Annotated in this window: 22 protein-coding genes and 1 tRNA gene; 6 read left to right on the forward strand and 17 right to left on the reverse strand. The window is 52.5% G+C overall.

The window, feature by feature from the left end; genetic code table 11:
* Positions 1–446: 446 nt before the first annotated feature.
* Positions 447–534, reverse strand: a tRNA-Ser gene (locus I9W95_RS16515).
* 81 nt (positions 535–615) lie between these two features.
* Positions 616–1,182: a nitroreductase family protein gene (locus I9W95_RS16520; RefSeq protein WP_225676884.1), complete on the reverse strand. Its 567-nt coding sequence runs from the start codon at positions 1,180–1,182 to the stop codon at positions 616–618.
* Positions 1,183–1,370: 188 nt separating this feature from the next.
* Between I9W95_RS16520 and I9W95_RS16525 the strand changes: the two genes are divergently transcribed.
* Positions 1,371–2,792 carry an adenylate/guanylate cyclase domain-containing protein gene (locus tag I9W95_RS16525; RefSeq protein WP_225676886.1) on the forward strand — a complete coding sequence of 474 codons (1,422 nt, stop codon included), beginning with the start codon at positions 1,371–1,373 and terminating at the stop codon, positions 2,790–2,792.
* Here I9W95_RS16525 and queF read toward each other — a convergent pair.
* The 3 genes from queF to I9W95_RS16540 are packed head-to-tail and all read right to left on the reverse strand — an operon-like array spanning position 2,786 to position 5,325.
* A complete protein-coding gene (gene queF, locus I9W95_RS16530; RefSeq protein WP_225676888.1) occupies positions 2,786–3,610 on the reverse strand; it encodes an NADPH-dependent 7-cyano-7-deazaguanine reductase QueF in 825 nt (274 codons plus the stop codon). The two genes, I9W95_RS16525 and queF, sit on opposite strands and share 7 nt — an antisense overlap.
* An 18-nt stretch (positions 3,611–3,628) precedes the next feature.
* Positions 3,629–4,405 carry an ABC transporter permease gene (locus I9W95_RS16535; RefSeq protein WP_225676890.1) on the reverse strand — a complete coding sequence of 259 codons (777 nt, stop codon included), beginning with the start codon at positions 4,403–4,405 and terminating at the stop codon, positions 3,629–3,631.
* Complete coding sequence (locus tag I9W95_RS16540) at positions 4,402–5,325, reverse strand: ABC transporter ATP-binding protein (protein WP_225676892.1); 924 nt, start codon at positions 5,323–5,325, stop codon at positions 4,402–4,404. The genes I9W95_RS16535 and I9W95_RS16540 overlap by 4 nt, the downstream gene beginning before the upstream one ends.
* 30 nt (positions 5,326–5,355) lie before the next feature.
* Here I9W95_RS16540 and I9W95_RS16545 point away from each other — a divergent pair, with 30 nt between their 5' ends.
* Positions 5,356–5,754 carry a PA2817 family protein gene (locus I9W95_RS16545; protein ID WP_225676894.1) on the forward strand — a complete coding sequence of 133 codons (399 nt, stop codon included), beginning with the start codon at positions 5,356–5,358 and terminating at the stop codon, positions 5,752–5,754.
* A gap of 25 nt (positions 5,755–5,779) precedes the next feature.
* Here the strand turns inward: I9W95_RS16545 and I9W95_RS16550 are convergent, their stop codons facing one another.
* The 6 genes from I9W95_RS16550 to I9W95_RS16575 all read right to left on the reverse strand — a co-directional run bounded on the left by I9W95_RS16550 (position 5,780) and on the right by I9W95_RS16575 (position 13,867).
* The gene (locus I9W95_RS16550; RefSeq protein WP_225676896.1) at positions 5,780–7,525 is read right to left on the reverse strand and encodes a protein kinase domain-containing protein; all 1,746 of its coding nucleotides are present in this window, start codon (positions 7,523–7,525) and stop codon (positions 5,780–5,782) included.
* Between the two features lie 323 nt (positions 7,526–7,848).
* Positions 7,849–9,312, reverse strand: a complete 1,464-nt coding sequence (locus tag I9W95_RS16555) for a NarK family nitrate/nitrite MFS transporter (RefSeq protein ID WP_225676898.1) — start codon at positions 9,310–9,312, stop codon at positions 7,849–7,851.
* Between the two features lie 66 nt (positions 9,313–9,378).
* A complete protein-coding gene (gene nirD / locus I9W95_RS16560) occupies positions 9,379–9,708 on the reverse strand; it encodes a nitrite reductase small subunit NirD (RefSeq protein WP_225676900.1) in 330 nt (109 codons plus the stop codon).
* 44 nt (positions 9,709–9,752) lie between these two features.
* Positions 9,753–12,317: a nitrite reductase large subunit NirB gene (nirB, locus tag I9W95_RS16565; RefSeq protein ID WP_225676902.1), complete on the reverse strand. Its 2,565-nt coding sequence runs from the start codon at positions 12,315–12,317 to the stop codon at positions 9,753–9,755.
* A 262-nt stretch (positions 12,318–12,579) separates the two neighbouring features.
* Positions 12,580–13,569 (reverse strand): GGDEF domain-containing response regulator, encoded by a 990-nt coding sequence (locus I9W95_RS16570; RefSeq protein WP_225676904.1) that lies wholly within the window; start codon positions 13,567–13,569, stop codon positions 12,580–12,582.
* A gap of 82 nt (positions 13,570–13,651) precedes the next feature.
* On the reverse strand, positions 13,652–13,867 hold the full coding sequence (locus tag I9W95_RS16575) for a hypothetical protein (protein WP_225676906.1): 216 nt from the start codon (positions 13,865–13,867) through the stop codon (positions 13,652–13,654).
* A gap of 417 nt (positions 13,868–14,284) precedes the next feature.
* On the opposite strand from I9W95_RS16575, the gene I9W95_RS16580 reads away from it, so the two are divergent.
* Entirely contained in the window at positions 14,285–16,948 is a 2,664-nt protein-coding gene (locus tag I9W95_RS16580; protein ID WP_225676907.1) for a nitrate reductase, read from the forward strand.
* The gene (cobA, locus tag I9W95_RS16585; protein WP_225676909.1) at positions 16,945–17,718 is read left to right on the forward strand and encodes a uroporphyrinogen-III C-methyltransferase; all 774 of its coding nucleotides are present in this window, start codon (positions 16,945–16,947) and stop codon (positions 17,716–17,718) included. Before I9W95_RS16580 ends, cobA begins: the two co-directional genes overlap by 4 nt.
* A gap of 64 nt (positions 17,719–17,782) precedes the next feature.
* Here the strand turns inward: cobA and I9W95_RS16590 are convergent, their stop codons facing one another.
* The 6 genes from I9W95_RS16590 to I9W95_RS16615 all read right to left on the reverse strand — a co-directional run bounded on the left by I9W95_RS16590 (position 17,783) and on the right by I9W95_RS16615 (position 22,730).
* Positions 17,783–19,978, reverse strand: a complete 2,196-nt coding sequence (locus I9W95_RS16590; RefSeq protein ID WP_225676911.1) for an OsmC domain/YcaO domain-containing protein — start codon at positions 19,976–19,978, stop codon at positions 17,783–17,785.
* Between the two features lie 129 nt (positions 19,979–20,107).
* Complete coding sequence (locus I9W95_RS16595) at positions 20,108–20,425, reverse strand: cupin domain-containing protein (protein ID WP_225676913.1); 318 nt, start codon at positions 20,423–20,425, stop codon at positions 20,108–20,110.
* Positions 20,425–20,961 (reverse strand): DUF924 family protein, encoded by a 537-nt coding sequence (locus I9W95_RS16600; protein ID WP_225676915.1) that lies wholly within the window; start codon positions 20,959–20,961, stop codon positions 20,425–20,427. The genes I9W95_RS16595 and I9W95_RS16600 overlap by 1 nt, the downstream gene beginning before the upstream one ends.
* A 138-nt stretch (positions 20,962–21,099) precedes the next feature.
* Complete coding sequence (locus tag I9W95_RS16605; protein WP_225676917.1) at positions 21,100–21,510, reverse strand: GNAT family N-acetyltransferase; 411 nt, start codon at positions 21,508–21,510, stop codon at positions 21,100–21,102.
* A 22-nt stretch (positions 21,511–21,532) separates the two neighbouring features.
* Positions 21,533–22,111, reverse strand: a complete 579-nt coding sequence (locus I9W95_RS16610) for a DNA-3-methyladenine glycosylase I (RefSeq protein ID WP_225676919.1) — start codon at positions 22,109–22,111, stop codon at positions 21,533–21,535.
* On the reverse strand, positions 22,104–22,730 hold the full coding sequence (locus I9W95_RS16615; RefSeq protein WP_225676921.1) for a DUF938 domain-containing protein: 627 nt from the start codon (positions 22,728–22,730) through the stop codon (positions 22,104–22,106). The genes I9W95_RS16610 and I9W95_RS16615 overlap by 8 nt, the downstream gene beginning before the upstream one ends.
* A 164-nt stretch (positions 22,731–22,894) precedes the next feature.
* Between I9W95_RS16615 and I9W95_RS16620 the strand changes: the two genes are divergently transcribed.
* On the forward strand, positions 22,895–24,631 hold the full coding sequence (locus I9W95_RS16620; protein WP_225676923.1) for a proline--tRNA ligase: 1,737 nt from the start codon (positions 22,895–22,897) through the stop codon (positions 24,629–24,631).
* Between the two features lie 8 nt (positions 24,632–24,639).
* Entirely contained in the window at positions 24,640–25,239 is a 600-nt protein-coding gene (locus I9W95_RS16625) for a lytic transglycosylase domain-containing protein (RefSeq protein ID WP_225676925.1), read from the forward strand.
* Positions 25,240–25,247 lie beyond the last annotated feature (8 nt).

Raw genomic sequence — 25,247 nt, forward strand, 5'->3', positions numbered from 1 at the left:
CGGTAAGCTTCAGCCATAAAAAAACCGCGAATCTTTGCAGAATCGCGGTTTTAGAATAAGTGGCGGTGGTCGGGATGTAACGGCCTCCGGCCTCAGCAACAAGTTGCTGTATGTCGCTGCGCTCGGTGCGAACCCACGAGGGTTCGGCACCCTCCTCTCACCGCCATCAGGTCTGGTAAGCTTCAGCCATAAAAAAAACCGCGAATCTTTGCAGAATCGCGGTTTTTAAAATTAGTGGCCGCTACAGGGAAGCGGAGGGATATCCCGACTACGCCGCCAGAGGAGCACGGTCGGGATGAACGCCGTCGCAAGCTCCGGTCGTTTGTCGCTACGCTCGGTACGAACCCACGAGGGTTCTCACCCTCCTCTCACCGCCATTTGGCGCTAAGCTCCAGACATAAAAAAAGCCGCGAATCTTTGCAGAGTCGCGGCTTTTTAAGAATTAGTGGCGGTGAGGGAGGGATTCGAACCCTCGATACCTTTCGGTATACACACTTTCCAGGCGTGCTCCTTCGACCACTCGGACACCTCACCAAACTGAGTGCAACTCAGAGGCCGCGTAATATACGCAGACTCATTATGATCGTCAACCCATTATTCCGTAATTCGTTGTTTTTATGATGTTTTTGCCGTCCAGTCGGTTACAAAATCATCAATATTGAGCTCAGGCAAAGGCTTCAGCGAGCTGTTAATCTGGCCAACATATATAAAACCAACAATCTCTTCACATTCATCAAGCCCCAACGCCTCTGCGACTTTAGGGTTTACCGCCAGATCTCCCGTGCGCCAGATCGCTCCCAACCCCAGAGCAAAGGCCGCATTCAGAATATTCTGCACGCCAGCCCCCGTAGACAACAACTGTTCGTCGCGCGGCACCTTCTGATGCTCTGTAATCCTGCATACGGCGACAATAATCAACGGAGCCCGCATGGGCATATTGAGCAATTTATTCTTTTTGTCCTCTGCCAAACCCTGCCAATTATCAGAAGACTCAAGAAAAACACGCCCCAGAGTTTCACGAGCATCCCCTCTGACCGTAAGATAGCGACTCGGTCTCAACCACGCATGATCCGGTGCCCGCAGCGCCGCCGTCAGCATCAATCGCTGCTGTTCAGCTGTCGGCTCTGGCCCTGTTAACTGGGCAACGGATACTCTTTGCGTCAATGCCTCAATTGCATTCATAAGGTTACTCATATCAATGTAATTATCATTCGCGTATTGTAAGGTTCAGGCCAACGAAATAAAGCCTGACAAACCAGCCAGCGACTTGCTGTAACGAATTATTCTGGGTATATAGATGCTGTTGCTCGCGCCTATCGAAACGATCGTGCCACACGTTACAACAATAACAACAATAAAGAGCCTCGATCATGTCTAGCCTTCAGGACCCGTCTCACTTTTCTGAGACGACACTGCCAAAACAGGACTACATGGCCCGCATACTGGGTTATGGGGTAGCTGCCGTCACCGTTACGGTTGGCGTCCTCATGGGGTATTTTGAACAAAGCACAATGGCTGTCACCGTCATAGCCATTCTGTACCCACATCTGGTCTACGTACTCAGCCGCCCCTTCCGGGTGCGCCGCGCCTACACCACCCGCCAGTTCCTGATCCATGGCGATGCGATTCTGTGTGGTGTATTCCTCGGTTACATCCAGCTCCCGATCGAGCTGACAGTACTGTTTATGATCATGATCAACAGTAGCTTCATTATCGTCGGCAGCTTCACCGCATGGGCTTTCTGTATCATTTCCATGATCTCCGGTACTGCCGCCTCTGTGCTGGTGTTCGGCCACGAGACGCCGCCACCGGTTCCACTGGAACTGTTCCTCACCTGCGGCTTTGGCGTCGGCATGCACCTTGCGATTTCAGCATTCAACTCCAATCGCCAGGCACGCGATCTGATTCTCCTCAAGCAGAAGTTCCAGGGACAGGTTGAACGTTTCCAGGCATTGTCGCATCAGGTGTCCAAATACGTAGCACCACAGGTATGGGAATCCATCTTCAGTGGTCGCCGTCAGGCCAAGCTGGAAACCCAGCGCAAGAAACTGGTTATCTTCTTTTCAGATATCGTTGGCTTCTCCTCTTTATCCGAGCAGATGGAGGCTGAAGCTTTCACCGACCTGCTCAACCAATACCTGACCGATATGTCACGCATCGCCCTTAAATACGGCGGCACCATCGATAAATTTATCGGCGATGGCATGATGATTTTCTTTGGTGACCCGAAAAGCAAAGGCACCAAGCGTGATGCTCTCGCCTGCGTGTCTATGGCGATTGAAATGCGTCGCCACATGCTGAAACTGCGCAAACAATGGGCAGAGCATGGCATGACCGCCCCACTGCAGATTCGCATGGGCATCAACACCGGATACTGCACCGTCGGTAACTTCGGTACCGAAAGCCGCATGGACTACACAATCATCGGTAAAGAAGTAAACCTTGCAAGCCGACTCGAAAGCGAAGCTGAGCCGGGCGAAATTCTGGTGTCTCATGAAACGTACGCACTGATCAAAGACAAAATCATCTGCCGTCAACGGGGCAGCGCAATGGTAAAAGGCTTCCGCGACCCGGTACCTCTGTATCAGGTTATGGACTACCGTCGCGACCTGGGCTCAAACCCAAGCTTTATGAATCACGAATCAGAGGGGTTCTCGCTGTATCTGGAAAGCGACAAGGTACGTGATGAAGACAGGGATAAAGTGGCGGACGCCTTAGAGAAAGCGGCCACCAAACTACGCAGCCAGGGCATCGTACAGAAGCCGATCGCCAAGGCTGCAGACCTTCACTGACGAGACAGACGGAAGTTAACCGCCTTTTCACCGCACACGGATGTGCGGAACGGATTGATATCCAACCCTCCACGACGCACATAACGTGCATACACTACCAACTCCTCCGGATGACAGCGCAACGAGATATCCCGATAGGTGCGTTCCACACATTGCTCATGAAAATCCTGATGCTGACGCAAAGACACCACGTAAGCCAGTAGCCCTGCCTCATCTATCTTCGGCCCGCGGTAACGGATATACAATGAACCCCAGTCCGGCTGACCGGTTACCGGGCAGTTTGACTTGAGCAGATGACTGACCAACCAGCCATCGAACACTTCCCCATCCACCGTTGCCAGCAGAGACGGATCCGGAGAATAGCTAACCAGCTCCACATCCAGATCATCAATACACAGCGCATCCGGCGCCTGCGGATAACTGGCATCAACCGGATGAAACTCGACAGACACCTCACCACCGGCAGCCGAACTCAGATCCCTGACCATGGTCTCGCGCACAACATCTGCCGAATCAAAACGAGACTGGTTAAACGAGTTGAGATACAACTTAAAGGACTTGGATTCAATCAGAAAACGCGTGGTCGCTGGCAGACGAAATTCCGCCATGCAGACAATCGGCTTTCCACGACTGTTCAGCCAGGAAATTTCGTAACCGTTCCAGATATCCTCGCCATAAAACGCCACTTCATTGCGATCGAGACCATGAACCTTCCAGCTTTCTTCCCGTTCAATAGGGAACAGCAATGATGGATCATACTGGTCTTTGTAGTCCGAGCTTTTGCCCAGAGGGTTATGTTCGCTATTTACCGAACCCATACATTTTCCTGCCAATAATTAATGACGTAAGCCTTTACCCTGGCGCAACAACCACAGACTGAACGCGCCGAGCAACACAATAAAGAACACCAGCATACCCAGTGAAAACCAGACATTGACGTCTGAAATTCCGAGAATCCCGTAACGGAATGTATTTACCATATATAGAATAGGATTAAAGCGAGACACTGCCTGCCAGAACTCAGGAAGCAGTCCGATCGAATAGAAAACACCACCCAGATAGGTCAGCGGTGTAATGACAAATGTCGGTATGATCGAAATATCATCAAATTTTGTCGCATACACGGCGTTAATAAAACCACCCAGCGAAAACAGGATGGCCGACAGCAGAATAACGGTAATCACAACCAGCAGTGAATGAATCTGCAGATGAGTAAAATACAGTGACAACAGGGTCACGATAATGCCGACACCAACGCCACGAGCAACACCACCGGCAACGAAGCCTGCAAGAATGGTAATCGGCCGAATAGGCGCCACCATCATCTCTTCGACGCTGCGCTGAAACTTATTGCTGAAAAATGACGATGACACATTGGCGTAAGCATTAGTGATGACACTCATCATAATCAGGCCCGGCACAATAAACGCCATATAACCAACGCCATCCATTTCGCCAATGCGCGAACCAATCAGCTGCCCGAAAATAACGAAATACAGCGTCATCGTTATCGCAGGTGGCAACAGCGTCTGCTGCCATATGCGCATAAAACGCCGGATTTCCTTGGTAACAATCGTAGAGAACGCCACCCACTGGATTCTTGCCGGACTCATTTGGCACTCCCCCTGACCAGACTGACAAACAACTCTTCCAGACGATTCGATTTTGTACGCATGCTACGCACCTGCACATTACTCGCCGTCAACTGCGTAAAAACATCATTGATGCTTTGCCCCTTGGTAACGTCAACCTCAAGGGCGTCCAAGCCCGCGAGACGAACGGCATAGCCGTTAAGAAGCGGTGCAGCGTCAAGCGACTCATTCAGATCCAGAATGAAAGTTTCGGTATTCAGCTGTGACAGCAAACCGCGAACGCTGGTGTTCTGGACAATTTCACCGTGATTGATAATGGCCACGTTGCGACACAACTGCTCGGCTTCTTCGAGATAATGTGTTGTCAGAATAATGGTTGTTCCGGCGGCGTTAAGATCTTTCATAAAGGCCCACATAGAACGCCGCAGCTCAATATCAACGCCAGCCGTAGGCTCATCGAGTATGAGCACCTTCGGACCATGAATCAGAGCCCGGGCAATCATCAGGCGGCGCTTCATTCCACCCGACAACAGACGCGACTGCTGATCACGTTTTTCCCAAAGGTCGAGCGCTCGCAACAGCTCTTCCGCTCGCGGCGCCGCTTCCGCCTGAGTCATGCCAAAGTAGCCAGCCTGGGTAATGACAATGTCGATCACCTTCTCAAACTGGTTAAAGTTGAATTCCTGCGGCACAACCCCAAGGTACCGACGGGCGTTGAAGGCGTCGGCATTGACGTCTGCGCCCATTACTTCGGCACTGCCTGAAGTTTTCTGAACGAGCCCCGACAGAATGCCCAACGTGGTAGACTTACCCGCACCATTGGGGCCCAACAGGGCGAAGAAGTCCCCCTGCTCGACAGACAGGCTGATACCTTTCAGAGCCTGAAAGCCATTGTCGTACGTCTTGGTGAGATTCTGCACCACCAGAGCAGGTACCTTCATCTGACAACCTTTATTAGGAATTTCCGAACTATGAATGATCGACTCAACCTCCACATTAACATGCTTGAAAGCGTTAAAAGTCGCCTTGAGAACGCAGGCAAACAAGCTGAGGAGCTGGTCAGTGAAGAGATTCTACACCAGCTTGGCCAGGTAATTGACCAGCTCAGGGAACATTCTGATTCAGCGTACGACAGTGGACAGGACTGGTTGGCAGCTCTGTTTACCCACCACCCACAGCTTGCCCCCGCTGTAAACCGGGATCTGCTGTGGTTCTTTGGCGGTGAATGTCTGCATTTTCTGACCGATGCTGAGATCGACCAGTTTCAGCAACTGGATGAACTGGAGGCTCTTGCAAACGCACAAGGAGAGCCGTTTGACCGGGCGCTTACGCTGCAGACACTTAAAACCGGCGATCAGCAGCCATCCTGAATAAAAAGGGCCGGAAGTCGCGGCCCTAGCCTCCCCCAGCCATCAGCGCCTGCAGAATAACGACGATCAGAAGAATCAGGCTGATTCCTTGCCACACCAGCACAGGGTTACGCTCAGCAAGTGGCCGCTGCCGGTAGCGCTCCAGCAAGTGATCATTCGGGCGCGACAGGTCCATCTGAAACTCAGAGTATGACTCGTAGCGCAAACCGGCCTCTGGCGCGCAGGCTTTAGCCAGCGCAAGATCCAGCCACGGCGGAATATCCTCACGCAGCCCGGTCAAAGACCTGTAGCGCCACTCACTGATACTGCGTCCACCACGACGATGAACATGGGTCATATCGTAAGGCAATTTGCCGCCCAGCATCTCATACAGAATGACCGCCAGTGAAAACTGATCCGACGCCATGCCAAAGCTCTTGCTTACTACTGCCTCCGGGGCAACATAGTCTACGCTGCCTGGCGGGCACTCTTCATCAAATGCCGGGCGGATATCGGCCAGTCCTTTTATATAGACGGCACCGTAATCAATCAGCTTGATACTGCCATCCGCTAACAACATCACATTCTCTGGCTTCAGATCGCGATGCCACACACCCTGTCGCTGCAATGCGCGCAGCCCTCCGATAATTCCGGCAGCAATACGGCGCATATCCTGCAATGACGCCTGAGGATGATCGAACATCCACTGTCGCAGACTTATGCCATCCAGCCACTCACTGACATGGTAAAGAAAACGACTCTGCTCAAGGGCCGGATAGATTCTCATCAGATTCTCATGCTGTACCCGAGAACCAATCCACTGCTCACGATAGAATGCCTCAAGATAGATGAGATCATCCTCAAAGGATGCGGACGGCGCTTTCAGCACACACAATTCATCATTCCGCCGATTGCGACACAGATAAACATGGCTACGCACCCCCGAAAACAGCACTTTCTCGACCTGATAATGATCAATGGTATTACCCGGCTGCAGTACAGGCGGAATAACACGTACCTGCAGTTCCTTACGAGCTTCAGCAATATCCGGCGCAGCGACCGACTCCACCTTAACAAAACACAGGGTCAGGTTATCATCACTGCCCCGTGACATTGCTTCAGCAACAAGTTCCGTTGCCAGCTTTTCCAGCCGAAACTGATCGAACGCTTCTGCTGCAACCTTTTGCATGGCCGTGTTAAGTGCCTGCTCATCAATCCAGCCATGCAATCCATCGGTACTCAGAACAAATACGTCGCCCGGCTGAACAGCCACTTCCTGGTAATCGACATCCACTCGCAGGTCCATACCCATCGCCCTGCTCAGCATTTCGCGTCCACCAAAGTGGCGATGAACATGGTCGCGACTTATTTGCTCAAACTCCCCCTGGCGATACAGATAAACGCGTGAGTCTCCAACGTGACATACATGAGCGGTAGCAGAGCGCAGAATGAGCCCGCTAAAGGTCGAAACCAGACTATTATTCTGTGCACTGGCCTGCTGACCATGGTGATACAGCCAGGCATTGAGGGACGACAGGACCTTACCCGCTGCCGTTTTCACATCCCAGCTATCGGGCGTGCTGTAATAGTCCTGAATAAAATTGGTAACACAGGTCGCACTCGCCTGCTGAGCCTTTTCACTGCAGCTCACGCCGTCTGCCACACAGACAGCCACGCCCTTGTATTTCGCTTCTGAAGTCGTCGGCTGACAGGCTGCAAACGCATCCTGATTTTCATCCTTCACGCCAGCGGAAGAAAAGCCACCAATAACAACTGAGAGTTTAGGTTCCACCGTGCAGTCCACCTTGGATAGAGACATCAAGAGTACAGGGAGAAAAAAACTGTGTGAATGGCTATAACGTGACGGCACGTTATCAAAACAAGCCAGTGATGCCGGGGGAATGATCACTGAATTGCGCAGATACCCTGTAATGTAGTTATAGCTTCAGGAGAGAAAGCTGGTATCTGATTCTGATTTTTAACCTGGGCCAGTTCACACAGTGCACAGAGAGATAAAAAGGAGTCCCTGAAAATCCTAAAATTACTGATGAAGGAAAATTCAGGAGTGCAGCGATCAGAGACTCCAAACTTTGGTGCCCGCAGGCACCGGTATTATTATCCGACGGTAATCATCTCGACACTTCCGTCTTCATTCACTTCCGCAATATGACCTTTCGGCTCTTCCATAAACAGCAGAGCAACAAAGCCAACCACCGCAGTAGCCGCAATAACCATAAAGAAAGTTGAATAATCGACCAGCGACAGCACCGTCAGATAAGTCACAGCACCAACATTACCGTAAGCGCCAGTCATACCTGCAATCTGGCCCGTAAGGCGACGTTTGATCAGCGGCACCACTGCAAACACGGCGCCCTCACCCGACTGCACAAAGAATGAACAGGCCATTGCCGCCACAACTGCCAGCCACAGCGGCCAGCTGCCATCTACCAGAGACATTGCAAAGTAACCAACCGCCAGGCCTGCAGTCAGAATCAGTAGCGTCGGCTTGCGACCGAACTTATCTGATAACCAGCCACCGCCTGGACGTGACATCAGGTTCATAAAGGCATAGGCAGAAGCCACCATCCCGGCTATAACTGGCGTCAATTCAAAGGTTTCGGCAAAAAACAGCGGCAACATAGAAACAACCGCCAATTCAGAACCGAATGTAGCGAAATACAGTACATTCAGTACCGCAACCTGCTTGAACTTATAGCGGTGCATTTCTTCTACAGGCTGTTTAAATACCGTCTTATTTACCTTCCATACATGTGACACTTCGTACACATACAACAGTACCAGACCGGCATAACACATCATGGCCGTCGTTTCAGATAGCATCTTTACGCCAGCCGGAGACAGTTTCCAGGTAAGCAATGCCAATGCGGCATACATTGGAATTTTCATCAGTAACAGGAAGAAAAAGTCGCCCTTACTGGTTACTTCCATCGCACCAATGTGCTTTGGTTTGAAATAGGTAGAGCCTTTCGGGGTATCAGAAATATTCAGGTAGAAAACCACACTGAAGAGCAGACTCAGCACACCGGTAATACCGATGGCATAGCGCCAGCCATCGTCACCGCCAAATATCAGAGCCACCACGGGCAGAGAAAATGCGGCCGCAGCTGAGCCAAAATTACCCCAGCCACCATAGATGCCTTCAGCAGTACCCAGCTCATTAGCCGGAAACCATTCACTCACCAGGCGAATACCAATAACAAAACCGGCGCCAATAAAACCGAGCAGAAAACGCGCAATCGCAGCCTGTACGAAGTCATCAGCCAGCGCGAACATAAAACACGGAATGGAACAGACCGCCAGCAGTGCTGAGTAAACAATACGAGGCCCGAAGCGATCGGTCAGCATACCGATAATGACTCGCGCAGGAATGGTCAGCGCCACATTAAGAATCAGCAGCGTCTTCACCTCCGCTGGCGCCAGCCCGAGTGACGCGGCAATGGCCTGAAGCAAAGGAGCATGATTGAACCACACAACAAAGGTGATAAAAAAGGCAATCCAGCTCAGGTGCAGTGTTTTCATTTTTCCTTTAAAAGAAAAAATATTAAAAGCATCACTCATTCGTTTCTTTCCGTGTTTAATGCAAAGCAGTTTACAGGGTGGCATACACCACCCTTATTTATTATTTCAGGCAGCACCAAGCGCTACGACTCCGGCCTCCACTCTAACCGGATACACTTTGATAGATTTTTCAGTGTCTTCAAGACACTCACCGGTAGAAAGATCGAAGTGTTGTTTATACAAAGGCGACGCAACAACCGGACGTTCTCCAACTGAACCGATCAGACCGCGAGACAGTACATTGGCCTTACCGAACGGATCGAAATTGTTGATTGCGTAAACCGTATCGCTGTTACCCCAGCGAAACAGTGCAACCTGTTCACCGTTGAGCAAAGCACATACACCGGTATCAGGATCAATATCGGATAAATTACAAACAGAAATCCAGGTAGTCATATTAAAACCCTTTAGAAACTCAGATATTGGGGAGTAAAGGCTGCTTAATCAGCAGCCGTTTCCAGATTAACCAACTCAATTCGCTCCTGCTCAGTCGCAGGACGGCGCTGACCACGTTCGCGCACATACAGAAGATTATTATCTTCGTCAGTTGCGTTAATGTAGTGGCTGAAACGTTTGAGTTTCTCCGGTGTTTCGATGGTGGTTTTCCATTCGCACTGGTAAGTATCAACCACTTTGGTCATACCCGCTTCCAGTTCGTCACAGATTCCCAGCTTGTCATTGATAACCACGTCTTTCAGGTAGTCCAGGCCACCTTCAAGATTCTCCATCCATACCGACGTACGCTGCAGACGATCTGCGGTACGTACGTAGAACATCAGGACGCGGTCAATGTATTTAACCAGTGTTTCATCATCCAGATCGGTAGCAAACAGATCAGCATGACGCGGGCGCATACCACCGTTACCACACACATACAGGTTCCAGCCGTTTTCAGTGGCGATCACACCAATGTCTTTACCCTGTGCTTCTGCACATTCACGGGTACAACCGGATACCGCAAATTTAATCTTATGGGGTGCACGCAGGCCCTTGTAACGGTTTTCAAGTGCAATAGCCATGGATACGGAATCCAGCACGCCGTAACGACACCAGGTCGAACCAACACAGGATTTCACCGTACGCAGGGATTTACCGTAGGCGTGACCGGTTTCAAAGCCGGCATCCACCAGCTTCTTCCAGATATCCGGTAACTGGTGCAACTGAGCACCAAACAGGTCGATACGCTGACCACCGGTGATCTTGGTATAGAGGTCGTACTCTTTCGCCACTTCACCCAGCACGATCAGTTTTTCCGGAGTAATTTCACCACCCGCGATACGTGGCACGATGGAATATGTGCCGTCTTTCTGCATGTTACCAAGGAAAATATCGTTGGTATCCTGCAGGCTGATCAGCTCGTCTTTCAGAACATACTCATTGTTGAACGATGCCAGAATGGAACCAATGGTTGGCTTACAGATTTCACAACCATGACCACTACCATGATTCTCCAGCAGCTCACTGAAGGTGGTGTAACCCTTAACACGAACAATATCGGCCAGTTCAGCACGGGTGAAGGCAAAGTGCTCACACAGATTATTGTTTACTTCCACGCCCAGGGCAGTAAGTTCCGCATCCATAACCTGCTTAACCAGTGCAGCACAGCCACCGCAGCCTGTTGATGCTTTGGTTGCATCTTTGATGTCACCCATTGAACAACAGCCGCCCTGCACTGCATTGGCGATATCACCTTTGCTAACGTCGTAACAGGAACAGATCTGTGCCGTTTCTGGCAGTGCAGACACGCCCAGACCAACCGGCTCAGAACCATCGGAAACCGGCAGAATCAGATTCGCCGGATTACCAGGAATATCCATGTCATTCAGCTTGAGTTGCAGCAGCGTACCATAGGCTTCTACATCACCCACCAGCACAGCACCCACCAGCTTCTTACCGTCTGCCGATACAATCAGACGCTTATAAACCTGTTCAACATCGTCATTAAACACATAGCTCTGACTTCCCGCAGTATGACCGTGAGCATCACCAATGGAAGCCACATCGACACCCAGCAGTTTCAGTTTGGTGCTCATATCAGCGCCCTGGAACGAAGCCGCGGGTTCTTCATGAGTCAGTAAAGAACTGACGATGTGCTCGATCGCCACCTTGGCCATCTGGTAGCCAGGCGCTACCAGACCATAAATTTTGTTGTCCCACAGAGCGCATTCACCAATAGCATAAATGTCGGCTTCTGAAGTCTGGCAGTAATCGTTAATCACAATACCGCCACGCTCTCCCACATCCAGACCAAACTGACGCGCCAGTTCATCCTGAGGACGAATACCAGCAGAGAACAGAATCATATCGGTTTCAAGGAAAGAACCATCGGCGAAATTCATGCGATAGCGGCATTCTTCACCAGCAACAATTTCAGTGGTCGCTTTTTCGGTGTGAACAGATACACCCAGCTCTTCAATTTTACGACGCAGCAGCTTACCGCCGCCTTCATCCAGCTGAACAGCCATCAGGCGTGGAGCAAATTCAACAACATGGGTTTCCAGACCTGCCTGCTTCAGCGCATTAGCAGCTTCCAGACCCAACAGACCACCACCGACTACCACACCGGTTTTACTCACGGCAGCAGAGGCGGATATGGCTTCTAAATCTTCGATGGTGCGGTATACCAGACAATGGTCCTGATCTTTACCAGGAATCGGTGGCACAAACGGGAAAGAACCGGTAGCAAGCACAAGCTTGTCGTAACCTTCCACCCGACCACTGGCAGTTGTTACGGTTTTGGCGTGACTATCAATGGCAACGACTTTTTCGTTGAGCGTGTAAATAATGCCTTGTTTCTGATAGTCAGCTTCTGTGGTCAGTGCGAGGTCTTCGGCGGAGGCGCCGGAAAAGTATTTACTGAGCTGAACACGGTCATAAGCCAGACGGGCTTCTTCAGCAAAGGTGATGATATCAAACTGGGAAGCACACTCAGCGTTTGCCAGTGTGTCGATGAAATTGTGTCCCACCATGCCGTTACCAACGACAATAATGCGCTTTTTGCTCATGGGAATCTCTCTCTATGCTATGTGGTCATTTACGGGTTTTCTCCTGTTTGTGCATCGTTGCGCTTCTTCTGACCGCGCCGTTGCAGTCAAAAGCATCACATCCCACATAGCAAAGCAGATGCCAACTACGGCCAACCAAGCTACAACCCCCGAACCTAAAGGGCCTCCACCGCTTGCAGGGCATAAAAAAGGCGTCATTACCGGGTAATGACGCCACCTCATAGTGCACCGAAAACGCTAACCGCCGGCCGCATTTGCCTGCTTATGGTGCAGAATCCTCATCTTCCGAACTTACCACCACGCAGTTGCGCCCCTCTGCCTTGGCTCGATACAAAGCCCTGTCCGCCAGTTCAAGTACCGTATCCAGCCTCATACCCGGCTCGCAACGAGCGAGACCGCCGGAGAAGGTATAAACGAAACGCTCATCCGGCTGATTCTCAGCAAGAAACTCAGCCACCCGTGCCACGACCCTTTCGGCAACCACCAGCGTGGTTTCAGGAAACACGATCAGGTATTCCTCTCCACCCAGGCGACCAACCACATCGCCATCGCGTAACTTCGACTTCATCATCAGGGCAAAATGGCGAATTACCCGATCACCGACTGCATGCCCCCAGTTATCATTAATTCGTTTAAAATGATCCAGATCCACCAGCGCAACCGCCAGCTTGTTGCCATAACGCTGACAACGCAGCACCTCCTCTTCCAGTCGGCGCAGAGTCTCGCGCCGATTCCATAAGGAAGTCAGTGGATCCCGGGTTACCAGATTCCGAACAGCACGCCCCCTGCGGATGCGCGACTCAACGGCATACAGCAAGTCTTCAGGCTTCACCGGTTTGCACAGAAAAACGTCAGCACCGGTGACCATGGCCTGCACCTGAACATTCTGACTGCGTTCATTAGAGAGAAAGACGATGGGCACACTGAGCAAGCTTTCCTGTTGACGAATAACACCAGCCAACTCCTGCCCATTAAGACCGGGCATATACAGATCGAGCAGAATGAGATCAGGAATATTGTTCTGCAGGTAGGTCATCAACTCTGCAACCGGGTCAGTAATAATATCCGTACTGAATCCGGATTCCTGCAGCGCCTGGGCCAGGTAGCTGGCAACCGATTTCTGGTCTTCAATAATCAGCACACGGTACGGATCAGCCTCATAACGCTCAGTCAGCGAGATCAGCTCGCTGAGTACCTGATCATCGTTTATCGGCGTAGTAATAAAGGCGGTGGCCCCCCATACGAATGGCATCAATCCGTTCTTCGAGTGTCGATTGCGTACTGATAGCAATAACAGGCAGCTGCATCGTCTGACTCGCAAGCTGTAACATCCGTTATCGCTGCTTATCGGTAATAACATCAAGGTTAATTATCAGCGCACAGGTGTTGTTCCCCTCGTGAGTAAGCAGATGAGAAATACTTTCCACCGCTTTAAGGCGAAACCCGGCTTTTTCTATCCGCTGCCCCAGACTCGCCGGAACTGACTCAGTACCAAAGGTGAGAATGGTAATAGGCTTACCAGGAACAAAGTTCGGTATACGCCTACTCATGAGAGGGATCTCACTAAGAAGGCGCTGGATACCCGGATTATTCAATTCATCGTCCTGCATCGCATTACAACTTATTAGGCCTTTAGCAAAGTGTAGCAATGATTACAGGTTTGCCATGACGACCTTGGTAATGGCCAGGCCAGAACCAAAACAGTGCACATCAACGCCCGCATGCCCCACCCTCAGGCAATTCAATCAACAAATCAGACGATAAACGCCCTGAACAAAGGATTAAGAAGTTGGCACCAATCTTGATAGACCTATATCGAAAGGTGCACTCCTTCCTGTACCTCTCAGGCATCAGTGTTGATGCCATTATTGTCGTGTTGTGCAAAACAGAGCATTGGCGCTCACAGGTTCAGCCTGTGAGCGCTTTTTTTTTGCCAGCAACAGAGATCGGATGCTGAGGCCGGAACCATGAACAACAAAGCGCTAACCACAACTCAAACGACCTGCCCCTACTGCGGTGTTGGCTGTGGCGTTGACATCAACAGCGATGGATCACAGGTTGAACCGGTCTCAGGCACAGCAGCACATCCTGCGAATTTTGGCCGCCTGTGTGTCAAAGGATCCTCCCTGCACGAAACACTCAGTGAAGAAGGCCGCTTGCTGCACCCCACGCTTAACGGTAAGCGTGCCAGCTGGGATAAAACCCTCAGCCTGATCAGCGATAAAATCCAGCAGGTACTGAACACCCACGGCCCTGAAGCCATCGCATTTTACGGTGCAGGCCAGATGCTGACCGAAGACTACTACGTTGCCAACAAACTGATGAAAGGCTTCATTGGCAGCGCCAACATGGATACCAACTCACGTCTGTGCATGGCATCCGCGGTGGTATCACACAAACGCGCCTTTGGTGCCGACATTGTCGCTGGTTGCTACGAAGACCTTGAGTTGGCGGATCTGGTTGTGCTGGTTGGCTCCAATGCGGCCTGGGCACACCCAATCGCCTACCAGCGCATTGTCGCCGCCAAACAGCAACGCCCCGATATGAAAGTGGTGGTGATCGACCCCCGCCGCACGGCCACCTGTGACATTGCAGATATTCACCTGGCCATCCGTCCGGGGAGCGATGGTTTTCTGTTTGCCACTCTGCTCGCTTATCTCGAAGAGAACGATAAACTCGATCAGAATTTCATTGTCGCCAACACCCAGGGGTTTGACGAAACGCTTGCTGCAGCTCGCGCCGCCTGCATCAGCCTCGACCACAGCGCAGAGTTGCTCGATATCAGCCGCGATGCGCTGCTGTCATTTCTGACGCTGTTTGCCAGCACCGAAAAAACCGTCACTGTCTACTCTCAGGGTATTAACCAGAGCGCTACTGGCTCCGATAAAGGTAATGCCATTATCAATGTCCATCTGGCCACCGGTCGTATCGGCAAACCCGGTGCCTGCCCGTTCTCAATTACCGGCCAACCAAACGCCATGGGCGGACGTGAGGTTGGTGGTCTGGCCAATCAGCTTGCCGCTCACATGGACTTTGCGCCGTCAGACCGTGAGCGTGTGCGACGTTTCTGGGGCGCACCAGCATTGGCTGAGCGTCCAGGTATGAAGGCGGTGGAGCTGTTTCAGGCGGTACGCCGTGGCGACATCAAGTTCCTGTGGATCATGTCTACCAACCCGCTGGTCAGCATGCCCGATGCCGACGCCGTTAAAGATGCACTGAAGCACTGCGAGCTGGTCGTTCTGTCCGACTGCATGGGCAACACAGATACCGCCGCCGCAGCGCATGTATTGTTACCAGCCGCAAGCTGGGGCGAAAAAAACGGCACAGTAACCAATTCAGAACGTCGTATATCGCGCCAGCGCAGTTTCCTTCAGGCACCTGGCGAAGCGATGCCCGACTGGTGGATGCTGACTCAGGTAGCTCATCGTCTTGGCTTTGCCGAGCAGTTCGATTACCAATCGCCAGCCGACATCTTTGACGAACACTGCCGCCTGTCCGCTTTCGAGAACAACGGTAAACGCGACTTTGACCTGAGCGGCCTGACCGGTATGAGTCTGGCCGACTACGACGCACTGGCTCCGGTACAGTGGCCGGTAAACGCCAGCTACCCGGCCGGCCGCGCGCGTTTCTTCGACGACGGCAGATTTTTCACCGCTAATGGTAAAGCCCAGTTCGTTGCAATTTCTCCAGAGCTTCCAGAGCAACGCCAGGAAGGCGATCTGAACATGAATACCGGCCGTGTGCGTGATCATTGGCACACCATGACCCGCACAGGCAAGGCACCTCGTCTGGCCCAGCACATCAGCGAGCCCTACGCCGAAATACACCCCCTTGATGCGGCTGCTCGCGGCATTGCGGAAGACCAGCTGGTATCCGTCAGCAACAGCCGCGGCGCCATAACACTGCGTGCCCGCCTGAGCGAAAATCAGCGTCGTGGCGACATTTTCGTACCAATGCACTGGACCAGCCGTTACGCCTCCAACGCTCGCATGGGTAAGCTGATCAATGAAACCCGCGACCCGTATTCCGGCCAGCCTGAGCTGAAGATCACAGGCGTTAATGCCGAGCCCTTTGCTGCCGACTGGCAAGGCATGATTCTGTGTCGCGACGATATGGGTGCACTGGATTGCGAGTACTGGGCAAGTGGCGTCACTCAGGGTGGTTTTTACTATGAAATCGCGGGCCGCGGTGATGCCGCCCAGTGGCTGAGTACGGTAAGTCAGCAATTGCCACAAGGCGACTGGATAACTTTCAGCGATGCCAACAGCAATCATCACCGCCATGTCCTGCTGGTTAACGGCCGACTGGAGGCTGCCTTATTCACCCATAAAGAGCAGCGTTTCACTACCCGCCAATGGCTGATTGATCGTTTTGCTGACGAACAGATTTCAGCCAGTGACCGCCGGGCTCTGCTTGCAGGCCGCGCAGCAGACTTGCCCGACACTGGCGCTATTGTCTGCTCCTGCTATCAGGTCGGTGAAAAAGACATTATGAAAGCCATTGAAAATGGCTGCGACAGTGCAGAAGCACTGGGCGCAAAACTTAAATGCGGAACCAACTGCGGTTCCTGCGTACCGGAAATAAAAGCACTGGTAGCGACCCACGCCGTTGCCATGGAGATAAGCGCATGAAAAACCGTCACAACAACCAGAACGAATCCTTCGGTGAAGTATGGCTGGTCGGCGGCGGCCCCGGCGATCCGGAACTGCTGACCCTGAAAGCGATGCGCGTCATCAGCCAGGCCGATGCCGTACTGTACGACAGCCTGATTTCCGATGACATTCTCGCCATGCTGCCAGCCAAATGTTTACGCATTCACACCGGCAAACGCTGCGGTGCACACAGCATGACGCAGATTGATATTAACAAGGCGTTATTAACGGCTGCCCGTAAATACAAACACGTGGTTCGACTGAAAGGTGGCGATCCGTTTATTTTCGGTCGCGGCGGTGAAGAGCTGGAGTATCTGGAACAACACGGTGTCAGCGTACAGATCGTACCGGGCATTACCGCTGCTGGCGGTTGTGCCGCTGCAGCAGGCATTCCACTTACCCATCGCGAATACGGCAACGCACTGGTGCTGCACTCTGGCCACACCAAATTCAATGAATTTTCCCCCTGCCAGAACCCAACCCGGGTATTTTATATGGGGCTGCGTCAGGCCGGTGCTATTACCGCCCACCTGTTGCAGGAAGGCATTACTGAAGACACCCCGATTGCCTTAATTACCAATGGCACCCTGCCGACTCAGGAAGTACACAAAGGTGTATTAATGGACCTGCCATTTATCGCTGAGCGGGTTCTTACTGACACCTCTGGCCCCGGACTGATTTTTGTTGGCGAAGTGGCGGCCATGGCCAAAGTTCAGCAACAGTGCAATAACAGCCAGGCCGTAGCCTGAGGATCAGATAAAAGACAGACGTCTGCAGCCTGACGTCTGTCTTTCCCTTCCCATTGGTCTTCGATCAATGCGCCGCTTTCGCTCTGGCGGCATGCAGCTTTTTGTAGCTGTCGATCAGGCGCAGATGCTTATCCAGACCTTCGAGTTGCATATTGGTTGGCGTTAAACCATAAAAACGCACACTACCATCAACAGAGCCAAGCGCTGCATTCATACGCTCATCACCAAACATACGACGGAAATTAAACTCGTAATCTTCGAGTTCCATTTCATCATCCAGAGTCACTTCCAGCACCGCATTTAATGCCTGATAGAACAGACCACGATCAACGGTGTTGTCGTTAAACTGCATAAAGCTTTCCACCAGCTCCTTGGCTTCTTCCAGCTGACCAAGGGCAAGATAGCTCAGCAGTTTCAGCTCAAGAATGGTCAGCTGTCCCCACACGGTGTTGTCGTCGAACTCGATACCAATCAGGGTATTAATATCGGTGTAGTTATCCAGCTCACTGTCTTCCAGACGTTCCACCAGCGCCGCCAGCTGGTCATCGTCCAGTGCGTGCAGGTTAAGAATATCTTTGCGGAAATACAGAGCCTTATTGGTGTTATCCCAGATCAGGTCTTCCACCGGGTATACCTCGGAGAAATCCGGCACCAGAATACGACAGGCCGGCACACCCAGCTGATCGAACACCGCCATGTAAGACTCTTTGCCCAGATTTTCCAGAATGGCGAATAACGCATCGGCTTCCTGCTGATTAGCATCGTCGCCTTCAGCAGAAAAATCCCAGTCAACAAAGTCGAAATCAGAACGGGCACTGAAGAAGCGCCAGGACACCAGACCAGTGGAATCAATAAAGTGTTCGACAAAATTATTCGGCTCCTGCACCGCCTGACTCTCGAAGGTTGGCTGTGGCAGATCATTCAGGCCTTCAAAACTACGCCCCTGCAGCAATTCCGTCAGACTGCGTTCCAGCGCCACTTCAAAGCTCGGGTGAGCACCGAACGAAGCAAATACGCCACCAGTACGCGGGTTCATAAGTGTTACACACATCACCGGGTACTGACCGCCAAGTGAGGCATCTTTCACCAGCACCGGAAAGCCCTGCTCTTCCAAACCTTTAATACCGGCTTCAATGCCAGGGTAACGGGCAATCACCTCTGCTGGCACATCCGGCAATGCGATTTCGCCTTCGAGAATCTCGCGTTTAACTGCACGCTCGAAGATTTCTGACAGACACTGCACCTGAGCTTCGGCCAGGGTATTACCGGCACTCATGCCGTTACTGAGGTACAGGTTTTCAATCAGGTTGGATGGGAAGTACACCACCTCACCATCGGAATGGCGCACATACGGTAGCGAACAGATGCCGCGCTCAACATTACCGGAGTTGGTATCGTACAGGTGCGAGCCACGCAGCTCCCCTTCTGCATCAAAAATCCCCAGACAATATTCATCCAGAATTTCTGTCGGTAATTCATCGTTTCCACCCGGTTGAAACCATTTTTCGTTCGGGTAATGAACAAATTCTGCATTGGCAATGTCTTCGCCCCAGAACTGATCGTTATAAAAGAAGTTACAGTTCAGGCGCTCAAGAAACTCACCCAGTGCGGATGCCAGTGCACTCTCTTTCGTTGCACCTTTACCATTGGTGAAACACATCTGCGAGTCTGCATCACGGATATGCAGCGACCACACATTGGGTACGATATTACGCCAGGACGCCACTTCAATTTTCATTCCCAGACCAGCCAGTAGCTCGGTCATATTGGCGATGGTACGTTCTAACGGCAGGTCTTTGCCTAGGATATAGGTTTCCGTAGTGTTGTCCGGCGTTGCCATCAGCAGAGCCTGGGAACCGTCATCGAGACTATCAACGATATTGACCTGAAACTCAGGGCCGGTTTGTACCACTTTTTTAACGGTACAGCGGTCAATGGCACGCAGAATGCCCTGGCGGTCCTTCTCCGAAATATCTTCCGGCAATTCGACATCGATTTTGAAAATCTGGTTATAGCGATTTTCCGGATCGACAATATTGTTCTGCGATAAGCGGATATTTTCCGTCGGAATATCGCGCGCGAGACAGTACACCTTAACAAAGTAGGCGGCGCACATAGCGGACGAGGCCAGAAAGTAGTCAAACGGACCCGGGGCCGAGCCGTCACCCTTGTAACGAATAGGCTGATCGGCCACCACAGTGAAGTCGTCGAACTTGGCTTCGAGGCGGAGGTTGTCGAGGAAGTTAACCTTGATTTGCATATGCAGCTACCAGATAAAGCGTTTTCAGCACCCGGCGTCGTTGCCGGGCGGCACAATTGGGGCGCTATTATCCAGTTTTTCGCCCCCGAGTCTTGTGCCGAAGCAGCTCAGAGGCATTTGAGGTAAAGCTCAGTGATGAAAGACAGCCAGCCAGACGGTGTCCTGCTGCGGATCGGTCCAATGCACCCGGTGTTTTTCATGGGCCGGCAGGTAGACATGATCCCCCGCCGTCAGGCGTATCACAGAGCCGTCGGCCAGCATCAGTTCAGCAGCCCCCTGCAGCAGCAACACCCACTCGTGCTCATTCTGATCGTACCAGTCATCAGGGGGCGAACACTGCCCACGGGAGACAATACGTTCAATACGCAGCCCAGGACGCTGCAGCAACTGAGTGAATTGCTCAGTCTGGCGGGCATCCGACAGATCAGCCAGCAGATTTTCCGCCATCAGAACGACGACCCCGGTTGCTGCAGAAATGCCAGCTCTTCGGCACTGCTCTCTCTCCCAAGAATGACATTGCGATGCGGATAACGGCCAAAGCGATCGATTATCGCCTTGTGCTTAAGTTCATATTCATAACTTGAAGGCGCAGCAAAATCGCGAAACAGCATTTCAGCTTCGGCGTGAATGACCGCCGACTCGCTGTGCATGTACGGCATCAGCAGAAAACTGCGTTCACTTTCATCCAGATCGTTGAGTGCATCATGCAGAATCGCTTCCTGTGCCAGCGCCAGAGCCAACGGGTCCTGCGCAAATGCGGCGGGGGTTTCGCGATAGATATTGCGTGAAAACTGGTCGAGCACGATGATTTCCGCCAACCGCCCACGCGCTCCGCGGCGCCAGCTGGAGAGTTCACAACGTGAAGCCTGCTGCAACAGAGCACCAAATCGCTCCTTCAGTAACTGATCAAACCCGTCATCGCGCATAAACCGCTGCCGGGGCTCAATTTCCTCGAACCAGAAGTGAAGAACTTCCCTGAACATAACGCCTCCTGTGATTGTTACCGGACATGATTGCTGCCAATCGGAGCAGAATCTGTGTTTTCTCAGTGTGTTTCAGAAAACGGCTCGTCTACTTCAGCAGACCACTTCAGCCGACGATTGCGCGCCGACGCCCCCAGGTCAGATTTCGCTGCTGCGTTCCAGCACCCAGCAGCGTTCACTTTTTTCAAAACCGAGCGGGCCGTAATACTCAGCGGCAGCCGGCGCGGCCAGCAGGATCAGCTTTGTTTTCTGCCCCAGCGTCTGTTGCGTACGTCGGATCAGTTCGCGGCCGATGCCGAGACGCTGAAAATCTTCGTGCACAGCAAGATCGGATAAGTAACAGGCGAATGAAAAGTCGGTCAGCGAACGCGCCAGCCCTATCAGTGTTTCGCCCTGCCAGGCTGTAACCAGCAGATTGGCATTCGCCAGCATGGAATCCAGACAATCACTATCGTCCAGCGGACGGCGCTCTCCGAGCGAGGTATGACTCAGCAGCTCTGTAAACTGCTGACGGGTTATCGGGCGATTAACAACATACTCAACTGACATACAAACGGTATCCGGTAAACATTCAGCGGTTATCTGGGTGACAGGGGCAACTGGTCAGATGATCGTTGACCAGCCCCATGCTCTGCATAAAGGCATAACAGATGGTGGGACCAACGAAGGTGAAACCCGCTTTTTTGAGCGCTTTACTCATCGCTTTCGCTTCCGCTGTTTCAGCCGGCACTTCAGACAGCGAGGCAAAACGATTCACTTTCACTGTCGCGCCGACAAAGGCCCACAACCACTGCGAGAAATCTGTTCCCTGCGCTTCCAGCGCCAGTAAGGCACGAGCATTTTTGCGAATACCGTAAAGCTTCAGACGGTTGCGGATCAGGCCGGTATCCGTTAGCAGCACGTCTATCTGCTCATCACTCATGTCGGCTATACGCTCCGGGACAAATCCATGAAAACAGGCCCGGTAATGTTCGCGCTTGCGCAGAACCGTAATCCAGCTCAGTCCCGCCTGCTGCCCTTCCAGACACAGTTTCTCGAACAAGCGTTGACGATCGTAAACAGGCACACCCCATTCCTGATCGTGATACGCGAGGTAATCATCTCCCTTCGCCCAGGGGCAAGGGGCCAGTTGCTGCTTAATCTCAGGCATATTTCTGTAACACCAGCAGTCGATTGTTGGCCGGCATGGCAATATCACGAATCAGCTTCAGCTTTTCCCGACGGGCGGCCAGCATCACTTCGGCCACATCACGAATCCCCGCCTCACGGTCGCGTTCCTTCAGCCACTGATCCAGCGCTTCATCGCCGGCACTGTTAAAGCGATCGTTGTATTTAAACGGGCCGTAAAGGAACAGGCGTCCACGCTGATTGAGCACCCGGCCAATTCCGGAAAACATAGAGCGAAGCTTATCCCAGCCTACAAAGTGAACAAGGTTCGCGGCAAACACGGCATCAACCTGTTTAATCGGCCACAGGGTCTGAGCAATATCGAGTACCAGTGGGGGCAGAAGGTTGTCGCACCCGGCGTAACGGCGCCAGGCATTGATACCCGGAATGCGTTCCGCCAGCTCCGACGGCTGCCAGCGAATATGCGGCATCCGAGGTGCGAAAAATGCGCCGTGCTGACCACTGCCACTGGCGAGCTCGAGAACAGTCATGGGTTCCTTAAGCTCCTGCATCAGTGCCAGCAATATCGACTCCTGATTACGCAGACAGGCTTCAGACACAGGCAACTGATCCGCCGGTGCATCGGTTTGTAGTGCCATCATTGGCTACCCGCATAAAAAACAGGCTGGCAGTATGTCACAGCCACCTGCAGCCACAAGGCTACAAACGTGAAACTTTGTTTGCAGCTGAAGGCCAAATTGCCGCCCCCGCCCATAAGCGATAAAATCGCGCCTTATTTTGAACATACACGGGACTACTACCCCTTATGCGCGCCACTGAATTCCTGTTAGCGACCGAAAAAGAAACCCCGGCGGACGCCGTTGTTGTCAGCCACCAGCTGATGATGCGCTCCGGCATGATCCGTAAACTGGCCGCCGGCCTGTATACCTGGATGCCACTGGGTCTGCGCACTCTGCGTAAGGTCGAAGCCATCGTACGTGAAGAAATGAACCGTGCCGGCGCACAGGAAGTTCTGATGCCCGCAGTACAACCTGCCGAGCTGTGGGAAGAAACCGGTCGCTGGTTCCAGTACGGCGGCGAACTGCTGCGCGTAAAAGACCGCCACAACCGTGATTTCTGTATTGGTCCGACTCACGAAGAAGTGATCACCGATCTGGCGCGTAACAACATCAGCAGCTACAAGCAGCTGCCACTGAACCTGTATCAGATTCAGACCAAATTCCGTGACGAAACCCGTCCACGCTTTGGTGTGATGCGCTCGCGTGAATTCATCATGAAGGATGCGTACTCCTTCCACAGCACTGAAGAGTCGCTGGAAGAAACCTATAACCGTATGCACACCGCCTACAGCAATGTGTTCACCCGTCTGGGTCTGGACTTCCGTCCGGTATGGGCTGACACCGGCTCTATCGGTGGCGCTAAGTCACACGAATTCCACGTACTGGCCTCATCCGGCGAAGATGATATCGCCTTCTCCAGCGAAAGCGATTACGCCGCTAACGTTGAACTGGCCGAAGCACTGGCACCCGCGGGTGAACGCCCAGCGGCCACTGCGGCACTGGAAACCGTCAGCACCCCGGATGTAACCAGCATCGACGACGTTGCTGCCTTCCTGAAAACCGATGCAGCCAATGTGCTGAAAGCCATCGTGGTTCGTGGTGAACACACCACAGAGAAAGCCGAAGGCGAACCAGCACCTGTGGTGCTGTTCATTCGTGGCGACCACGAGCTGAACGAAATCAAAGCAGAAAAAATCGAAGGCGTTGCCAGCCCACTGCAGTTTGCCTCCGATGCTGAAATCGAAGCCATTGGCGGCGTTACCGGTTTTGTCGGCCCTCAGGGTCTGAGCGCCAAAGTGTACGTCGACCGCGCAGCCGCGCACATGGCTGACTTTGTTTGTGGCGCCAACAGCAAAGACGCACACCTTACCGGCTTCAACTGGGAGCGTGACTGCGCTCTGCCAGAAGTTGCTGATCTGCGTAACGTAGTTGCCGGCGACCCAAGCCCATGCGGCAAAGGCACCCTGGAAATCAAACGCGGCATCGAAGTGGGCCATATATTCCAGCTGGGTACTAAGTACTCTGCAGCCATGAACGCCACCGTTCTCGACGAAAATGGCAAAGCCCGCACCATGATCATGGGCTGTTACGGCATCGGCATCAGCCGTGTGGTTGCTGCTGCCATCGAACAGAATCACGACGACAACGGCATTGTATGGCCAGACGCCATTGCGCCGTTCACCGTCGGCATCGTACCAATGGGTTACCAGAAGTCAGAAGCCGTCACCAAGGCCACTGATGAACTGTACGAAGAGCTGAAAGCAGCAGGCTTCGACGTTTACCTGGACGACCGCGACAAGAAAACCAGCCCGGGCGTTAAGTTCGCCGATATGGAACTTATCGGTATTCCGCATCGCGTGGTGGTTTCTGACCGCAGCCTGGAAGCAGGCAACGTTGAATACGCAGCGCGTCGTGATGGTGAGAAACACCCTATCGCCATCGGTGACATCATCAGCCACCTGAAAGCGCAGGTAGCCAACTGATTCTGTCAGTGAGCTTGCGTAAGGCCAGAGTACGCAGCCTGCGTACTCTGGCCTTTTTGTGTCTGCTGCTTGGCCTGACACTGCAGAGTCAGGCACAGGTATCGGCTAAAGCCGACCCAGAGCTGCGTAAAGCGTTGATGGACGCCGTGAACAATACCGAATCGTTCGCTGACCAGTACGATGCGCAGGTTTGGCTGGTTGATATGTCCGCCCGCCTCAAACGCTATATGAAAGATGATCGCAAACGCATGGAGTTTCTGCGTCTGGTGCATCAGGAAGCGACCCGGGCAGAACTATCGCCGGAACTGGTGATGTCACTGATTCATGTGGAAAGTGCGTTCGACCGCTTCGCTCTGTCTTATGTTGGGGCTCAGGGCTATATGCAGATCATGCCGTTCTGGAAAAAAGAAATCGGCCGCCCTGACGACAACCTGATGAACACCGCCACTAACCTGCGTTATGGCTGCACCATCCTCAAACACTACCTTAAGCGTGAAAAAGGCGATTGGATACGCGCCCTCGCCCGCTACAACGGCAGCTTAGGCCGCACCAAATACCCGGAAAAAGTAATGCTGTTCTGGGAAAAATACTGGTTTGTGAATTACTAACGCCGCCC

Origin of the sequence: Thalassolituus marinus (assembly GCF_020320395.1) — a bacterium.
GTDB lineage: Bacteria > Pseudomonadota > Gammaproteobacteria > Pseudomonadales > Oceanobacteraceae > Venatoribacter > Venatoribacter marinus.